Annotated in this window: 17 protein-coding genes; 9 read left to right on the top strand and 8 right to left on the bottom strand. The window is 69.0% G+C overall.

What is annotated here, in order from left to right; translation table 11 throughout:
- Positions 1-224 precede the first annotated feature (224 nt).
- From ONA70_RS06565 to ONA70_RS06550, 4 genes are all read left to right on the top strand, one after another.
- A complete protein-coding gene (locus ONA70_RS06565) occupies positions 225-788 on the top strand; it encodes a hypothetical protein (protein WP_265005422.1) in 564 nt (187 codons plus the stop codon).
- A gap of 30 nt (positions 789-818) precedes the next feature.
- Entirely contained in the window at positions 819-1,142 is a 324-nt protein-coding gene (locus tag ONA70_RS06560) for a DUF7919 family protein (RefSeq protein WP_454557352.1), read from the top strand.
- Positions 1,143-1,258: 116 nt separating this feature from the next.
- Positions 1,259-1,939 carry a hypothetical protein gene (locus ONA70_RS06555; RefSeq protein WP_265005420.1) on the top strand — a complete coding sequence of 227 codons (681 nt, stop codon included), beginning with the start codon at positions 1,259-1,261 and terminating at the stop codon, positions 1,937-1,939.
- A 78-nt stretch (positions 1,940-2,017) separates the two neighbouring features.
- On the top strand, positions 2,018-2,647 hold the full coding sequence (locus ONA70_RS06550; RefSeq protein WP_265005419.1) for a YfbM family protein: 630 nt from the start codon (positions 2,018-2,020) through the stop codon (positions 2,645-2,647).
- Positions 2,648-2,832: 185 nt separating this feature from the next.
- On the opposite strand, the gene ONA70_RS06545 is transcribed toward ONA70_RS06550, so the two are convergent.
- The 4 genes from ONA70_RS06545 to ONA70_RS06530 all read right to left on the bottom strand — a co-directional run bounded on the left by ONA70_RS06545 (position 2,833) and on the right by ONA70_RS06530 (position 6,319).
- Entirely contained in the window at positions 2,833-4,128 is a 1,296-nt protein-coding gene (locus ONA70_RS06545; protein WP_265005418.1) for an MFS transporter, read from the bottom strand.
- Between the two features lie 241 nt (positions 4,129-4,369).
- Positions 4,370-4,708: a DUF6193 family natural product biosynthesis protein gene (locus tag ONA70_RS06540; protein ID WP_265005417.1), complete on the bottom strand. Its 339-nt coding sequence runs from the start codon at positions 4,706-4,708 to the stop codon at positions 4,370-4,372.
- Between the two features lie 173 nt (positions 4,709-4,881).
- Positions 4,882-5,442, bottom strand: a complete 561-nt coding sequence (locus tag ONA70_RS06535; RefSeq protein ID WP_265005416.1) for an SMI1/KNR4 family protein — start codon at positions 5,440-5,442, stop codon at positions 4,882-4,884.
- Between the two features lie 151 nt (positions 5,443-5,593).
- Positions 5,594-6,319 carry a TetR/AcrR family transcriptional regulator gene (locus ONA70_RS06530; protein ID WP_265005415.1) on the bottom strand — a complete coding sequence of 242 codons (726 nt, stop codon included), beginning with the start codon at positions 6,317-6,319 and terminating at the stop codon, positions 5,594-5,596.
- A gap of 24 nt (positions 6,320-6,343) precedes the next feature.
- Here ONA70_RS06530 and ONA70_RS06525 point away from each other — a divergent pair, with 24 nt between their 5' ends.
- Complete coding sequence (locus tag ONA70_RS06525; protein ID WP_265005414.1) at positions 6,344-7,474, top strand: FAD-dependent oxidoreductase; 1,131 nt, start codon at positions 6,344-6,346, stop codon at positions 7,472-7,474.
- 206 nt (positions 7,475-7,680) lie between these two features.
- On the opposite strand, the gene ONA70_RS36875 is transcribed toward ONA70_RS06525, so the two are convergent.
- Positions 7,681-7,899, bottom strand: a complete 219-nt coding sequence (locus tag ONA70_RS36875) for a MarR family winged helix-turn-helix transcriptional regulator (RefSeq protein ID WP_406601157.1) — start codon at positions 7,897-7,899, stop codon at positions 7,681-7,683.
- Positions 7,900-7,988: 89 nt separating this feature from the next.
- Between ONA70_RS36875 and ONA70_RS06515 the strand changes: the two genes are divergently transcribed.
- From ONA70_RS06515 to ONA70_RS06500, 4 genes are all read left to right on the top strand, one after another.
- Entirely contained in the window at positions 7,989-8,369 is a 381-nt protein-coding gene (locus ONA70_RS06515; RefSeq protein WP_406601154.1) for a hypothetical protein, read from the top strand.
- Positions 8,370-8,985: 616 nt separating this feature from the next.
- Positions 8,986-10,827, top strand: a complete 1,842-nt coding sequence (locus ONA70_RS06510) for a glycoside hydrolase family 3 protein (protein ID WP_265005412.1) — start codon at positions 8,986-8,988, stop codon at positions 10,825-10,827.
- A gap of 13 nt (positions 10,828-10,840) precedes the next feature.
- A complete protein-coding gene (locus tag ONA70_RS06505) occupies positions 10,841-11,692 on the top strand; it encodes an endonuclease/exonuclease/phosphatase family protein (protein WP_265005411.1) in 852 nt (283 codons plus the stop codon).
- Positions 11,693-12,050: 358 nt separating this feature from the next.
- Positions 12,051-12,353: a hypothetical protein gene (locus tag ONA70_RS06500; protein ID WP_265005410.1), complete on the top strand. Its 303-nt coding sequence runs from the start codon at positions 12,051-12,053 to the stop codon at positions 12,351-12,353.
- Between the two features lie 24 nt (positions 12,354-12,377).
- On the opposite strand, the gene ONA70_RS06495 is transcribed toward ONA70_RS06500, so the two are convergent.
- The 3 genes from ONA70_RS06495 to ONA70_RS06485 are packed head-to-tail and all read right to left on the bottom strand — an operon-like array spanning position 12,378 to position 15,843.
- Positions 12,378-13,904 (bottom strand): HoxN/HupN/NixA family nickel/cobalt transporter, encoded by a 1,527-nt coding sequence (locus tag ONA70_RS06495; protein ID WP_265005409.1) that lies wholly within the window; start codon positions 13,902-13,904, stop codon positions 12,378-12,380.
- A gap of 44 nt (positions 13,905-13,948) precedes the next feature.
- On the bottom strand, positions 13,949-15,235 hold the full coding sequence (locus ONA70_RS06490; protein ID WP_265005408.1) for a tetratricopeptide repeat protein: 1,287 nt from the start codon (positions 15,233-15,235) through the stop codon (positions 13,949-13,951).
- Positions 15,236-15,294: 59 nt separating this feature from the next.
- The gene (locus ONA70_RS06485) at positions 15,295-15,843 is read right to left on the bottom strand and encodes a sortase domain-containing protein (protein WP_265005407.1); all 549 of its coding nucleotides are present in this window, start codon (positions 15,841-15,843) and stop codon (positions 15,295-15,297) included.
- Positions 15,844-16,056: the final 213 nt, after the last annotated feature.

The raw sequence follows: 16,056 nt of genomic DNA, 5'->3' as shown, positions 1-16,056 counted from the left end.
GATATCGGCCGCAGATAGTCAAGGTCGCCCCGCGTCGCGGGCGAGCGAGGCGACTATCAATGAACCATTAAGCGCCAGAAATCCGAGACGTGCGTATTCCAAAATCTAGGGATGTTTGTGCTCATGGCGGAAACTCTTTGAAGTCAGAAAGGTCAATGTCTGCGCTCATTGCGCAATCCCCTGCATCCAAGCCCAAGGGTCTGGTCGCTCAGTTCCGCATCAACATGAGCCAGCTGGGGATCGATCCGCAACGGCTGGCACACCGCCGGCGTCCGGTCACCTTCATCGACCTGGTCTACGGAGGGCGCACCTACGCCAACTTGTTCCTCCTGCTATGGCGGTGGATCGCCGAGGAGAACGCGCCGTGGGCGGTGGTACGCACCAAGCTGCGGTTCGTCGGCATCATCGTCCGGACCAGGACCAGCCCGAACACGTGGCGCTGGCACCAGGCCGCCCCATGGGCAGCGCACCTGCCGCGTAGCGCACTGATCGGGATATCCCTGGACGGCGGCGTGTGGAGCTACCTGGGCGACCAGCAGGCCAAGACCACCCGGTCGTTCCCCGTCGCGCGATGGCTCGACCAGGACGCCAACCGACCTGACCGCGACCCGAAAGCGTTGGCGGCCCTGGCCGAAGCGGTCGCCGTGGTCGCGCACGGCCGCTCCGCCGAGGGACGCGCCGGCCTGGTCGCCGCGATCACCGCGGAGCCGACCATGCGCGAGGCATGGCTACGGTCCCTGGTCATCGAACTACGCCGGCCAGCATCCGTCGATCAGCAGGAGAGGTGACCGCGATGGACCTGCTGCCAGACCGACGCGCTGCTCGACATCATCGCGGCACCGCGTATCAACACGATGCGCGGGCATCACCGGTGCCCCTTTTGCCCGGAACCTTCGGAGGGTTCGATGCTCTCTGTGGACCATCCGACCGGCGCCCTCTTGCTGGGACACACTGAAATCAGAGTGCCGTCAGGGCGGGGCGTAATATTCGCCGCGCCCTCGCTCATCTGGCATTACGTCACCGCCCATTTCTACCGGCCGCCGGCCGAGTTCATCGAGGCCGTCAAGCAGTACGACCACGGCTGGACTACCGAACCGAGCCCGTGGATACCCCACCATGCCCAGCGCATCAGGTTCGACTGAGCTGCGGGCGCTCGTGGCGCGCTCATAGAGTGCGCGGCAACCGAAGGTGCATGGCCGCCACCAGCGGCGACTCAGGTAGGTGATCGAGTCGACGCCTGCCGGCGTAGGGTCACCCGGTGACCGTCTACGACATCGCCGCCAGGCTACCCACCATTGACGTGCTGCGGGAGCGATGCAAGGCACTGGCCGTGCTGGAACGCATCATCGACGGCGGGGAGCCCTACTACGTCTACATCCCGGCATGGGGCAAGGATGAGGCGGCGCTGATGAGCAACGGCAGCGGTGACGAATGGGCGGCCGTCTTCACCGCAGACGGCGCGTTCATCCGGGTCTTCGATCACGAGTCAACGATGTCGCCGTACGGCGATCCGGACCACGAGTTGTGGCCAGGCCTGACTGACGGCATCCCGGTGGTGTTGTGCCCGCAACTGGAGGAACCCGCGTTCTGCGATGAGACGGGGCAGTTCATCGCCACCGCGGTGCTGTGGCGGCTGGCCGGTGACGACCGCTGGCACGCCGGAGAAGGCATTACCTTCCCACCGCTGCGCGGATCGTACGACGGTACCGGGCCGGACGGTTCCGGCATGCTCGAGATCCTGTTCGACGACATCGTTGACCGGTTCGTCGAGTTCGCCAGGGACTACTACGAGATCGAGGTGGACCGGGGGGTTGTCGAGCACGTCGTCGCGCACCGGCCGCTCAGCGACGCCGTGATACAGGCGCTGAACCCTCACCTCACCGTCGCCGATCTGTGCAAGGACGTCGCCACGATCGGTTACCCGATCGCCGGGACATAGCGGCACCCTCGGCTCGCGGAGCGCCTGTCATGCGCCGCGGCGCCTGGCTGGCGGCAAATGCGTGCGGTTTAGGCGGGTATGAAGCGGACGTTGGCAAAGGTTGATCTGACGGTGCCGATGCCGGCGGCGGGTATCGCGCCGCTGCCGAGAGCTGCGGGGGTCTCCGCGACGAGATGTGAACGGACTATTCGGGAGGGCCTGCTCATGGGCATGGAGTTGATCGGACGCCGCCTGTCGGCCAATGAACTGCAGGCGGTGCTAAACGATCCGACGACGGTTGACACGCTGCTCTACGGCGACCTCGACGACGATGACGCCGAGATGCCCGAACCCGAACTGGATCTGAACAAGTCCTGGCACGCCCTGCACTACCTGCTGACCGGTACCGCATGGGAGATCGGTGACGGCGCCGGTGCGGCGATCCTCGGCGGCGAGGAGATCGGCGAGGACGGCGGCTACGGACCGGCACGCCTTCTCGACGCCGAAACGGTCCGCGAGATCTCCACCGCGCTCGACACGCTGGACGTCGACACGTTGCGCGCTCGGTTCGACGTCAACGCGATGATGGCCGCCGACATCTACCCGAATGTGTGGGATCGCGGCGCCGGCGACTTCGACAGCGTTTTCGCGCCAGCCTTCACCGACCTGTGCCGGTTCTACCGAGCGGCCGCCGCCCATGACCAAGCGGTACTCCTTGCCATTACCTGATCCCTGACTGGGGCGCCACCAATCGGGCGGGCCGGCCGCAAACTGGGCCGCGCTGACCACCGAAGCGCCGGCGGGAAACCGGTATACACCGCCTGCGGTAGAAGAGTGAGCTGCGGTACGTGGCGGCCCACTGATCCTGCTCTTCGAACTGGCGGTGTGGCTGGCCTCGAGGAAGCCCGCCGCTGTCAGGCGCGGACGGCTGGTTCGGTGGGCTTCGTGGTGGGGCTGTCACTCGGTCCACCGTCGGCTGGCCCGGCCTGTGCTGCGTCGGCAGCGCGGGCGGGGGCTATCGCCTGCAGCCGACGGACGTCTCGGCTCGCCAGCATACCGAGGACGGCGAGCACCACCAGCGTGGCGAGGATCAGCAGCGTGTCGCGGGTGCCGATCGCTGCGGCGAGTGGTCCGGCCGCCACCTGGCCGAGGGGGATGGCGACCCAGGATCCCAACATGTCGTAGGAGTAGACGCGGGCCAGTCGGTCGGCCGGGATGTGCTGCGCGATCGATGTGTCCCAGGCGACGGCGAACTGTTCGACGGCGATGCCGACCGCCAATGCGGACGCCACCAACACGACGATGGTGGGCGCCAGGGCCAGCCCCAACAGCAGGAACGACTCGGCGAACATGCAGGCGACCCCGAGCAGCAGCAGCCGGCGTACCCGGATCCGCAGGGCGATCAGCCCGCCCACGACCATTCCGGCGGTTTCCGCGGCCAGCACCAGGCCCCAGGCGCTACGGCCGATCGTCTCGTCGGCGACGGCCGGGCCGAGCACGTTCACGCCGCCGGCGAGAGCTGCGTTGAGGATCATGAAGCCGAGAACCACCACCCAGACCCAGGTCCGCTCGGTGAACTCGGTCCAGCCCTCCCGGAGGTCAGCGGCGATGCTCGTGCGGTTACTCGTCGCCGGCGGGGCAGCGATCCGGACTCCGGTGAACGCCATGGCCGCGATAGCGAAGGTGAGCGCGTCGACGGCGAGCCCCCAGCCGGGCCCGACGGCGGCTACCAGGAGGCCACCGAGCGCCGCGCCGCCGATCATGCCCGTGTTGATGCCGAGCCGGATGAGCGCGTTGGCCGGCTGGATCAGCTCCGCCGGCACGGTCTGCGGCGTCGCGGCGGCCGAGGCTGGCTGGGACAGGGCACTCACGATGCCGTTGGCCGCGCCGAGTGCCAGCAACAGCGGGATTGTCGCCGTGTCGGTGAGCACCAGGATGGCCACCGCCGCCTGGGTCAGCGCACCCAGCACGTTGGAGCCGACCAGGACCAGCCGGCGTGGAATCCGGTCGGCCACCACCCCGCCGAAGAGCACGAAAAGCACGGTCATCAGCGATCTCGCGCCGACCACCAGGCCCAGGTCGCGTACCGAGCCGGTCAGGTCGAGTACGGCGAAGGCGAGCGCGATGGGAGCAACGCCGTTGCCCAGCATGTTGACCATCCGGCCAGCAGCCAGGTATCGAAACGCGCCATACCGCAGCGGTGCCAGCATCAGTCCTCCATCCGGAACAGGGGAACGGTCAACATGGAGCAGATGCAGGTCGCCGAGCCGATCGGCACCCAGGCCGCCCTCGTGGCTGGGGGTTCCATGCCCCGAAGGAAGGTGGTGGAAGGAATCCCCGTAATGATCAGCCTTCAGTGCGGTTCGATCGAGCCATTCTCTCAAGAGCAGAAAGGCGGTGCGGTAGACCCGTTGGCAGCCGACGTCGGCGCACTCATCTCGGTGCGTCGGATCAGGAAGATGCCGCCGGGTCAGGCAGGCTCGCGACGAGGAGCGTCACGGCTTCCTCCGCTGCGTTGGCCTCACCAACAAGCTGGCCATAGCCCGCGGTGAAGATCTGATACGGAGGGCCACCGCAGACGATGAAGGGCAGTTTATCGCCGGGGTCGGTTGGCCACGGTGGCGGCGCCGTCCTGTAGAACCGCAGCGTTCCATGGGTGGGGAAGGGAAAGAGCGCGCGCAGAGTCGGGTGTTCATAGGCGGCCCTGATCACTGGATCACCCGACCACCAGCCGGGCGCGCCGTCGACGAGCTCGCGCCAAGTCTCGTCAATTTTCGACGTGTCTTCCATCGAGGCATCCTTTCACCTGCCACGTCACGAGTTGAGGGCTCGTGGTCGGCGGAGACGCCCTGAGCTCGGCACGAGCGTGCACGTGGGGCGCGGCCGACGACGGAGCCGGCTTACGGACAGTGATGGGCATTCGGCCAGCTCGCGCACACGGTCGCGGCATGACAGTACGTTTCTCAGGAGGCGTCGAACCATGGTTTGCCAGCTGCCCAGTGCCGTACCCACCCGGCGAACCCCGGGCTGGCGGTGGTGTAACCGAACTCCGCCCCGAACGGAACGGCACCCTCACCGCTGATGTTCCAGATGTGGCCGCGATGCCGGCCGGTCACTATCAGGTGCCAATACATCCCACAGCCGTCCGTGCCAAGCACCACCGATCCATGGTTGAAGACTGGGTCGAGCAGCGCCTCGATCTCCTCGTGGGGCCGGGGATCGTCCTCCCAAAGCCACCCCTCAGTCAGCGGAAAGGGCGCGCTCAGGTTCCGCACCGAATGATCGTCGCCCCAGTCGTCGGGCATCTCCGCGACGCCCACAAGGCCGTAGTCCGGCGGTCCGGAGAAGGATCCGTCCGTGATCTCGGCGACGAACGTCCGGTACGGCTCCGGCAGAACAATGCCGTGCTCTGCCTCGAAGGCGTGCACCCCTGCCCAGCCCAGAGCCGATTCGCCAGCGTCATCCACGCCGAAGGCGGTACGGAGCTCGATGAGGTCGTCCGGGTGGGCGTACTCGGTGTTCATGCCGCCGTTGATACCACGGTCCTTGCTTCACGGGATACCGGCAGAGTCGACCGTCCTGCAGCGGATTCGACGGCCGCGCGACCAGCGGCAGATCCGGATGTCTGATCGAGGCGTATCGGTGTTCAGCCGGTACCGGCCTGCGAACGGTAGGTCACGTGTGGGGTTGGCTGGCGATGCCGTCCAGGATGGTGATCAGGTTGTGGTGGAAGGTTTCCTCGGCGTTGAGGTGGGCGCCGTCGATGACGAGCCGGGCGATGGTGGGGTAGCGGCCTGTTTCGAGCATGCGTGTCAGGTAGGGTCCGAGGGCGGCCTGCCAGGCGGACACGTCGGTGCCGGTTGCACGGGCGGTGCGGCGCTCGGTGATCTCCCTGCGGAGCGCTCCGACGATGAACGCGTTGAGGGCGCCCACAGCCCGCTGGAGATCGTCGATAGTGTGCACGCCAGGGGCCTGGCTGAGCGCCGCCGCGGTCGATTCGCCCACGGCGAGCGCGTGAGGTCCTAAGTGTGGCCTTGCGCCGAGCAGGTCGACGAACCACTCATGATCAAGAGCGGCATCGCGGGTCCGGTGAACGATGGCCAGTACCGTGGTGCGCCACTCGGAGCGCTGGCCGGCCTCGGCGATCTGGGCATATACGGCATCGACCATCAGATCAAGCAGTTCAGATCTGTTGATCACGTAGTCGTAGAGCCGCATCGGACCGACACCGAGTTCTTTGGCGATCTTGCGTACCGATAGCCCATCGAGGCCGTGGGCGTCGGCGATCCGGATCGCCGTGGCGGCGATCTTCGCGCGGCTCAGCGGCACCGGCGCCGCCCGCGGCTGAGGCTCGGGCCGTTCCCAGACGGGCAGCGGTGCGCTACCGTACGGCGTATCCATGAGGTACAGCGTACGGTAACGGAGATGATGATGCGAATCGCGATCGCCGGCGGTGGCCTCGGCGGCCTGACGCTGGCCCGAATCCTGCACCGGCACGGCATCGACGCGGTGGTGTACGAACGCGAGGCAAGCCGATCCGCGCGATCACAGGGCGGATCGCTCGACCTGCACCCGGAGTCCGGGCAACGGGCCCTGGCCGATGCGGGCCTCGCCGGCCGATTCCGGTCCGAGGCACGGCCGGAGGGCGAGGAACATCGCATCCTCGACCCGGCCGGACACACCCTCGTGCACCACACGCCACAACCCGGCTCATTCTCCGGTCGCCCCGAGATCGACCGCAGCGCACTACGTGATCTTCTGCTCGATTCGCTCCCCGACGACGCCGTGGCCTGGCAGCACCAGCTCATCGCGGCGACGCCACGACCCGACGGAGGCTATGGGCTCATGTTCGATGGCGGCCACAGCGCCGACTGCGACGTCCTCATCGGCGCCGACGGCGCACGCTCGGTCGTCCGGTCGCTGCTGACCGACGCGACACTGTCCTCCGTCGCCACCTTGGTAGAGCTCAGCATCAGCGACGCCGACCGGCGCCACCCGGATCTCGCCGAGCTGGTCGGCCCCGGAAACCTCTGGTGCATCGGCGTGAACCAGATCCTGGCAGCACAACGCCTCGGCGACGGAAGCATCCGAGTCGGCATCTCCCTACCCGCGGACGATCGCCCCCTAGACACCTACCGCAGCGAGCGCGCTCTGCTGGACATGTTCGATGGCTGGGACCCCAGCCTCACCGCACTCATCGAAGCCGGCGACAGCCCGCCGACCCCACGCAGGATCGAGGCGATGCCCACCGGTACACGCTGGACCCACCAACCGGGCATCACCCTCATCGGTGACGCCGCGCACCTCATGCCGCCGGTCGGCGAGGGCGCCAACCAAGCCATGCTCGACGCCGCCGAACTCGCCGCCGAATTTGCCGCCAACCCCGCCGACCCTGACTCGGCGATCCAGACATACGAGGAGGCGATGTTCACCAGAACCCACCCGATCGCCGAAATGTCCGCACGAGTCCAGGCAATGATGCTGTCCCCCACCGCAGCCGACGACATCATCCGCTTCTTCACGCCACAGCCCACCGAGCCGGCCCCCGCAGATTGACAACACGCAACGCAGCCGGCCTCGCATAGCTTCGGGCGGCGCAGCAGCTGCCGTAGCCGTTCCCGGCCGAGCGATACCCGCCGTACAGGTTGCGGGCCAGCTTGCTTGGATTGGGCCGCCTTGATTGCCGGGCTTTTGGGAACCCGTAACCCGCGATGATCAAGGCCGTCAGGTTCGCAAACTCGACAGTTCCGGTGACGGGCGCGCTATGGGTCGAGGTTGCTGTCTACCAGGCGGGTCAGGAAGGCCTCGACAGCGTCGGCCTCGTCGGCTGTCAGCTGTCTCCCGAAGTGCTTCACGATCTCGCGCAGGTGGGACCTGGAAGCCCGTTGGTAGAGGTCGTGGCCGGTCGGGGTGAGGACGGCGTGGACGACACGGCGGTCGGCGGGATCGCGTTCCCGCCGCAGTAGTTCGGCGTCGCACAGCCGGTCGAGTAGGCGGCTGATGCCGCCGGTACTTCGCTGTCGAGATCGTCGACCATGCTGCCGACGCTCGCGCCCTGGTCAACCGTCTGTTGCCCACCGACAAGACGATCTTCACCTCGTCCAGCGAGACGCTTCGTCTGTCCGGGCTCGACGACGACATCAACACCTCGGGCCGGTTCAACCCAATGCGCCCGAAGCTCATGAAGCTTCGGGACGAAGGACGATTCGACGAGATGCGCACGGCGGGCGCCGCGCCCGACGTCGTGGTCGGCAGCGTCCACGCGGTGACCGAGGACGGGCGGCTCCTCGCCGCCTCCGGCAGCGGAAGCCAGCTCAGCCTCTACAGCTTTAGCGGGCCCAGAGTATCTGGGTCGTCGGTGCCCAGAAGGTCGTTCCGGACCTCGAGACCGCCCTGCGGCGCATCGAAACCTACTCCTACCCACGAGAAGACGTCCGATTCCGTGCCTTGACATCAGCGGCGGGGGCCATGCGCACCGCGGCCTGCGCGACGTCGACGCGCAGGGCGAGGCCAGGCATCCAGCCCAGGGCGCGCAGCAGCGGTCGGGCGGTCACCCGACCGCGGCATCGCCGGCGGGCGACGTCAAACAGCACGGCGCCGGAGGTCTGGTCAGCGGGCGGCGGCAGGGCCGGCATGGACGCCGGCTGCGTCGGCGTGGCCGGCAGCGGGGTGGGCACGAGCGCCTCGACGAGATGCTTATCGGGCCAGCGAGGAGAGGATCGTCGACGACTCACGGCGGTCCCCGCCAGGGCCGCACCAAGGATGCGTCCGCGGTCATTCATCAGCCTTGATTGATGGATGACGATGATTACCCCAAGAAGACCATCTATGGAATACTGTCGATTACGGCGTCGGCAGGTCAAGAGCCCCGGAGTACAGCTCGCGGGCTTCGAAATAGATGCCGGCGCCCGTGTCGGAGCGCCGGTGGCTCGCCATCGAAGCGCCACCGACTGGTCATACCGGCTTCGACAAGAGATCATCGGCAGCTTCACGGACAGCACTTAGGGTTCTCTACGCCTCCTACCGGGGCGAACTCTGCGCCGTTCTCGTACGGGAGGAAACGCCTCATGTCGAAACGCGTAGCCCGCCTGCTTCCTCTCCTCACCACGGCCGTCCTCGCCGCGAGTTCCCTGACGTGGCCGGCCGACCCGATCAGGGCAGCGGACACGGCCCTCGCCCCGCCCGCTGCCACCGGAATCCCGCCCGTGTCCGACGCGGAGACCGGCTGGGTGATGAAGACCCTCCACCAGATGACCTTGGAGGAGAAGGTCGGCCAACTCTTCACCACCCGGGTCTACGGCGAGACCGCCGACACCACCGATCCGGCGGCGGTCCAGATGAACCGGTCCTTCCTCGGCGTAGACAACGCCGCACAGGCGGTGGTGCGCTACCACCTCGGTGGCTTCGTCTACTTCGCCTACGCCGGCAACACCCGCTCCCCGGAGCAGGTCGCCGGGCTGTCCAACGGCATCCAGCAGGTCGCTGTCACGCAACCATCCCGGGTGCCGCTGCTGCTCAGCACCGACCAGGAGCAGGGCGCGGTGGTACGGCTCGGCCCGCCGGCCACCCAGTTCCCCGGCAACATGGCGCTCGGCGCCGGCCGCAACGTCGACGACGCCGGCACCGCCGCCCGGATCACCGGCCAGGAGTTGCGGGCGGTCGGCATCAACCAGGACCTGGCCCCGGTGGCGGACGTCAACGTCAACCCCGCCAACCCGGTGATCGGCGTACGGTCGTTCGGCGAAGATCCGACGCTCGCCGCCGACATGGTCGCCGCGCAGGTGGCCAGCTACCAGGACGCCGGGGTCGCGGCGACCGTGAAACACTTCCCGGGCCACGGCGACACGGCCGTCGACAGCCACAGCGGACTGCCGGTGATCTCCCATTCCCGGGCCGAGCTGGACCGGATCGACCTGCCGCCGTTCCGCGCCGCCATCACCCGCGGCGTCGACGCGATCATGACCGCGCACATCGTGGTGCCGGCGCTGGACCCCTCCGGTGACCCGGCCACGCTGTCCCACCCGATCATCACCGGGCTCCTTCGCGAGGAGCTCGGCTATGACGGTGTCGTGGTGACCGACTCGTTGGGCATGGCCGGCGTACGGAAGAAGTACGGCGACGCCCGGGTGCCCGTACTCGCACTCAAGGCCGGGGTGGACATGCTGGTCAACCCGCCGGTGATGCAGGTGGCCTACGACGCGGTCCGCGACTCCGTACGCAACGGGGAACTCCCCGAGAGCCGAATCGACGAGTCGGTGACCCGGATCCTGCGGCTCAAGTGGCGCCGCGGGATGGTGGCCGCGCCGTTCGTCGACCCCGCGGCGGTCTCCCGTACCGTGGGCACGCAGGACCACCTCGCGGCCGCGCAGCGGATCTCCGACCGCACCACGACGCTGCTGCGCACCGACGCCGCCACGCTGCCGATCCCGGCCGGACGGCGGGTGCTGGTGACCGGGTGGGACGATCCGGCGGCGCCCGCGACGACCCAGGCGCTGGGCGCGGCGCTCGGGCGGCACGGCCTCGCGACCGACGTTCTGAGCACCGGCGTGAATCCGTCGGCCGCGCGCATCGACGCGGCGGTGGCGGCCGCCCGCCAACACGACACCACGGTGGTGCTGACCAACCGGGCGACCGGTGACGTGGGTCAGCAACGCATGGTCGCGGCGCTGGCAGCCGCGGGAGTACCGCTCGTCGTCGTCGCCGTGCGCGACCCCTATGACGTAACCGCGTTCCCCGACGTGTCCACCTATCTCGCCGCGTACGCCTTCAACGACGTCGCGATGAACTCGCTCGCCGGTGTCCTTACCGGCGCGATCCCACCGGCTGGCCGGCTGCCGGTGACCATCCCCGATCCCGCGCGCCCGGGGGCTGCCCTGTTCCCGTACGGCGCTGGCCTGTCCACCCCCTGATCCGGAGGATCCGTTGAGATTGAACATTCGCCGCCGTTCCCTGCTCGGCGCCGCGCTCGCCGCTGTGCTGGCACCAGTGCCGCTGGCCACGCCGGCGGGCGCAGCCGCGCCGCCCGTGGCGCTGCGCGTGGCGACCTACAACATCCACGCCGGGGCCGGCGAGGACAACGTCTTCGACCTGGCCCGGACCGCCGAGGCGATCCGGGCGCTGAACGTTGACGTGGTCGGCCTCCAGGAGGTCGACGTCCACTGGGGAGATCGCAGCGACTTGGTCGACGAGGCACAGGAGCTGGCCGAGCGGCTGGGCATGCAGGCCTTCTTCGCGCCGATCTACGACTTCGACCCGCTGATCGCGGGCGCGCCCCGCCGGCAGTACGGGGTCGCGGTGCTCAGCCGCTACCCGATCCTCGAAGCGGAGAACCACGAGATCACCCGGCTCTCCACCCAGGTGCCCAACCCGGTACCCGCCCCGGCGCCGGGCTTCGCCGAGGTGACCGTCAACGTGCGGGGCGCGCACGTGCACGTCTACTCCACGCACCTCGACTACCGGTCGGATCCGACCGTACGGCGCATGCAGGTGGCGGACACCCTGCAGATCCTGGCCGCCGACTCCGGGCCGAAGGTGCTGGTCGGTGACCTCAACGCGGAGCCGGGGGCGCCCGAACTGGCCGCCCTCTGGCAGGACCTGCGGGACACCGCCCCGACCGGCGGCAAGACGTACCCCGCGATCAATCCAGTGCGAAGGATCGACGTGATCAGCGCCTCGCCGGACATCACCGTCGTGGGCACGGACACCATGGCGACCGCGGCATCGGACCACCGGCCGGTCGTGACCGACCTCCTGCTGCACCAGCGCGGCACCTGACCCGGCCGCCCGAGCGGCAACCGACCCGCCAAGGGGAGTGCTCCGGTCCCTGGGACCGGAGCACTCCCCCGGCCTGGCTCCCCGGTCAGCTGGGCTGGCCAGCGGCGGGTCGGTGCGGGCGCGATGACGGCGTCGCCGTCCAGGGCCGCCCAAATGCCAGCCAGCGGCGCTGTTGCGTGGCCGCCACCGAGGCCGACGTCCAGCTCTTCTGGGGCGAGCCACTCGACGGCGTGGCCGAGCGGCTCAAGCAGCTCAGCGAGAAGCTGGGACGCGAGCACGCCCCGCTGGAGTTCGCACCACGCTGGTACGGGACACCATCGAACAGGCCTGGGCCGACGCCGAAGCCAAGGTGGCAGAAATGGCGAAGGGCACGGGCGTCACCGCGCGGGACCAGAACTGGCAGGCTGCCGTCGGCCAGTGGCGCCTGCTCGACCTCGCCACACGCGGAGAGGTGCTCGACGGCAACCTCTACACCGCTCCCGGCAGGTTCGGCGGCGGCGGAGCGGGCACCACCTGGCTGGGCGCCTCCGCCGAGGACGCGGCAAGGTCGCTGCGCAGGTACCAGGGGCTGGGCATCACCCACTTCGTGCTCTCCGACACGCCCTACCTCCCGGGGATCAGGCGCCAGGGCGATGAGCTTCTGCCGCTGCTGCGCGGGTGAGCGCCACCAGCCAACGCCGCCCGTTTAGGACAGCTGCGACAGGAGTGGCCACGCCGCTCGGAGCGTGAGGATGACGCCGACGGCCAGGACCAGGCTGGCGGTGAGGATGGGAGTGGCGGTGGTGAGGCGGTCTGCCCAGTTCCCGACCCGGTGCTCGAGTCTGCTCGTCAGCCGTCGGTGCAGTCGGACGAGCAGCAGGCCGGCGAGGGTCAGGGTCGCGGCCATGCCGAGGCCGTAGGCGAAAACAAGCATGACACCGAACCAGGTACGGCCCAGCGCGACGGCTCCGAGCAGGACGATGAGCGCGGACGGGCTGGGCAACATGCCGTTCGCGATGCCCACGCCGATCAGTCCGCCGGTGCGAGGACGGCCATGCCGGTGGCGGTGGTGGTCGTGGCGGTGGTGATCATGGCTGTGGTGGTCGTGGCGGTGGGAGTCGCCGTGGCCGCCGTGGGCGTGCGTTCCCGAGGAGTTGTGCTGGTGTACGACTTCCTCAGTTTTAGCCGGCCCGGCGAGGACGAGTTCCTGCGGCTCCTTGCGGCGGGGCCGTGCGGTGAGGGCGCCGGCGAGCAGGCTGGCACCGATGCCGGCGATGAGGAGACCGCTAAGTGTTCCGAGCCAGCCGAGGACAGTTTCCCCGGCCAGAGTGGTCGCCGTGGTGAGCAGCAGGCCGACGGCGAGGACGCCGGCGGTGTGGGTTGCGGTGACGGTGGCGCCGACGGTGAGAGCGTCGCGGTAGGTGCCGCGCCGGCCGGCGATGTAGGCGGCCATGACAGTCTTGCCGTGTCCGGGCAACATCGCATGGCCGGCACCGAGCAGTAGTGCCAGCGCTACGCCGAGTATGCCGGCCAGTGGGGTCAGCCGGTCAGCGCCGGTGAGAGCGTTGAGCCGGTCACCGAGGACACCCATTGACCGGGTGATAAGTCCGGCGACAGGGACGGTGACTTTGTTGGCCGCCCCTGTTTCGGCGCCGGCGCCAGCCGTCTGCAGTCGCACCGATCGTTGGTTGAGCGGAGATGACAGCAGGTTGTTGGGATATTTGCGCAACTCGTCGCTGGTGCTCGTGGTCTGGACCGGGGAGTTGGTGATGCCGATGTCGTGGCCGGCGGCGGTGATCTCGTGCCAGCCGACGCGGTCGGGCCGGAAGCTGTCCTGAATGTGGATCGTGGTGGCCTTGCGAAGGTCGACGTTGGCGGTGAGGTGGCATTCGGTGCGGCCGGTAGCCAGGTTGGCGGCTCCGGGGCGGTAGGTGAAGGTGCTGGCGGTGACCCGCCAGGCGAGGGCCCGGTCGGCAGTTCTGACCGATAGGGCGTCGGCCACTTCCCTACAGGTGGCGTTGGCGTATGTGGTCTGCTCGGCGGGGGTGACAGTGCCGTCGCCGTCGCGGTCGACGCTGGCCTTCTGCTGCAGGGTGGGTATCTCCGCGTCGTCGAGGACTGCCAGGTCCTCGATCCTGTCGGGATACAGGTGCAGGCCATGGTAGTGGTTGACGCTGAAGTTCCCCAGCGGGTGGGCGGCGGCCGGACTCCCGACGCCTATCGCGATGGCCACGGCGGTCACGCTCAGCGCCGTGGCGGTGGCGGGTCGTCGCCGTGTCATCGGCCGCCGCCGAGGGTGTCCAGCAGGTGCCGCGCGACCGGCGCCTGGATGACGTCGAAGTGCGGGTTGATCTCCAAGGCGCGGCTCAGGTCCGCCCGAGCCTGATCGTGGTCGCCCAGCGCATGGCGGATCGCCCCTTGATGGTAGTAGAGGGTGGCGTTGCGCCAGCCGAGGCGGGTGGCCTGAAGGGAGTATTCGAGCGCTTCCGCGTTGCGTCCGTTGCAGTGCAAGGCCCAGGCGAGCGCGTCGGCGGTCAGGACGCTGTGGCGGGCGTTCCACTCCGCCTGCGCCTCGCTCAGCGCTTCGGCGGCCTGGTCGTGGTCGGCCAGGAACGCCGCCGCGGTGAGGTGGTCGGAAACGCCGTTGGCGGCGGACAGTTGCCGGACGGCGTTCACCAGGTCGTACTGCTGGCGGGCCTGGGTGGGCTGGCCGGTGGCGGCGAGCAGGTCACCGTACTCGATCAGCAGTTCGGGCAGTGGGCGGGCCTGCACGGCGCGGGCGTAGTCGGCGAGGGCGTCGGTGGTCTGGCCGAGCGCCGCTCGGGCCTTTCCGCGGCCGGCGTAGAGCTGCTGGTAGGTCGGGTCGGCGGTGATGCCGGCGGCGTACTGGCGCAGGGCTTCCTGCGGGTCGCCGTTGTTGAACGCGAGCTCGCCGAGATAGTAGCGGCAGAATGCCCGGTCGGCGGGGGTGGTTGCCTCGGCGAGGGCGCGGTTGAGGGCGTCGCGGGCCTCGGCGACCTGGCCATGCTGTTCGAAGTCGTAGGAGGCGCGGGTGAACGATGACACGCCCGGTTCGACGTCCAGCATCCGCTGCAGCTGCGTGCGAGCGCCCTCATAGTCGCCGAGCTGAGTGAGGGCGTCGACCAGCACGCCGTGGACGCTGCCTCCATGCGGGTTGAGCGCCTCGGCGCGGTGTCCCCAGTCCCGGGCCGCGGTGAAGTCGTGGCGGGCATTGGCCAGCGCGGCCATCCCGGCCATCGCCTGCCAGTTCGTGGCGCTCTCCAGCTCCAGCGAGCGCCGCAACGCGCCGTCGGCCTTTGGGTAGTACGAGGGGTCGGCGGTGATCCGGGCCTGTTGCACGTAGGCCGAACCGAGTTGGGCCCAGGTCACCCAGTCGTTGGGGAGGCGCTTGAGGCGCCGTTGCGCGGCCGCGACCGTGGAGTCCGAAGCGCTGCCGCCCGTCGTCGCACCGGGCAGCGCCGAGCGAGATCCGTGCTCTCGCGGCAGGTGTGTGGAGACGATCGGGGTGCCGACCAGGAGGACGACGCCGGCTAGCAGGAGCACGACGGGCAGTCGGGTCAGCGCGCCTGAGGCGGCGGCCGCCAGACGGCGTCGCAGGCCGGTCACGACCCGCCGCCGGACAGGGTGGCGTAGGCGACGAGGTTGTCCCGGTAGCTGCCCGCCCGCTGGTCGAAGACGCCGGTGCAGGTGATCAGCCGCAGCTCGGCATGATTGCTGGGGGCGTACACCTCGCCTGAGGGGAAGGTCGCCTTCGGGTACTCGCTGAGCCGGTAGACCCGGAATCGCCATACCTTCCCGGCGATGTCCCGGACTTCCACCTCACCGCCCACCGCGAGATCCCGCAGCCGGTAGAACACGCCCGGGCCGGTGGACGAGTCCACATGTCCGACGATCACCGCGGGTGGTCCACCCGCCTCACCGGGCATCGGACCACTGGCATACCAGCCAGCTACCTGATAGTCGGCGGGCGCTGGCAACGCACCATTAGGCTCACGCGCCAGGTCCACGAGCGTGGACCGCACCCCGATCGAGGGAATTGCCAGCTCGGCAGGCTGCGCGGGAGAGCCGGAGCCGGTCCGGCCGCCGCCTGCCTCAGGCGTCGCGGTCGGGACGGCAACCACGTGGTTGGCCGGCGCCCACACCGCATCCATCGGTGGCCGCACGGTCGCGGACCATTCCGCGCCTGGAGCCGTAACCAGGCCTGCGGCGATCACCAACAGCACCGCCATCGGGAACCGGCGAAGCGGCTGCCGCAGCGTCAACCACTTGCGCCCGCCGGCCCGCCCGTTAGTCCCCGCGCACATCGCGACAACCTCCTGTGACCTCGAACCATGGGGTGCGGCGCCGGCCACCCACGCAGGCCG

The sequence above is a fragment of the Micromonospora yasonensis genome, assembly GCF_026013475.1.
Classification (GTDB): domain Bacteria; phylum Actinomycetota; class Actinomycetes; order Mycobacteriales; family Micromonosporaceae; genus Micromonospora; species Micromonospora yasonensis.
The sequence above is the reverse complement of the archived record's forward strand: the minus strand, read 5'-3'. Positions and strand labels throughout refer to the sequence as shown.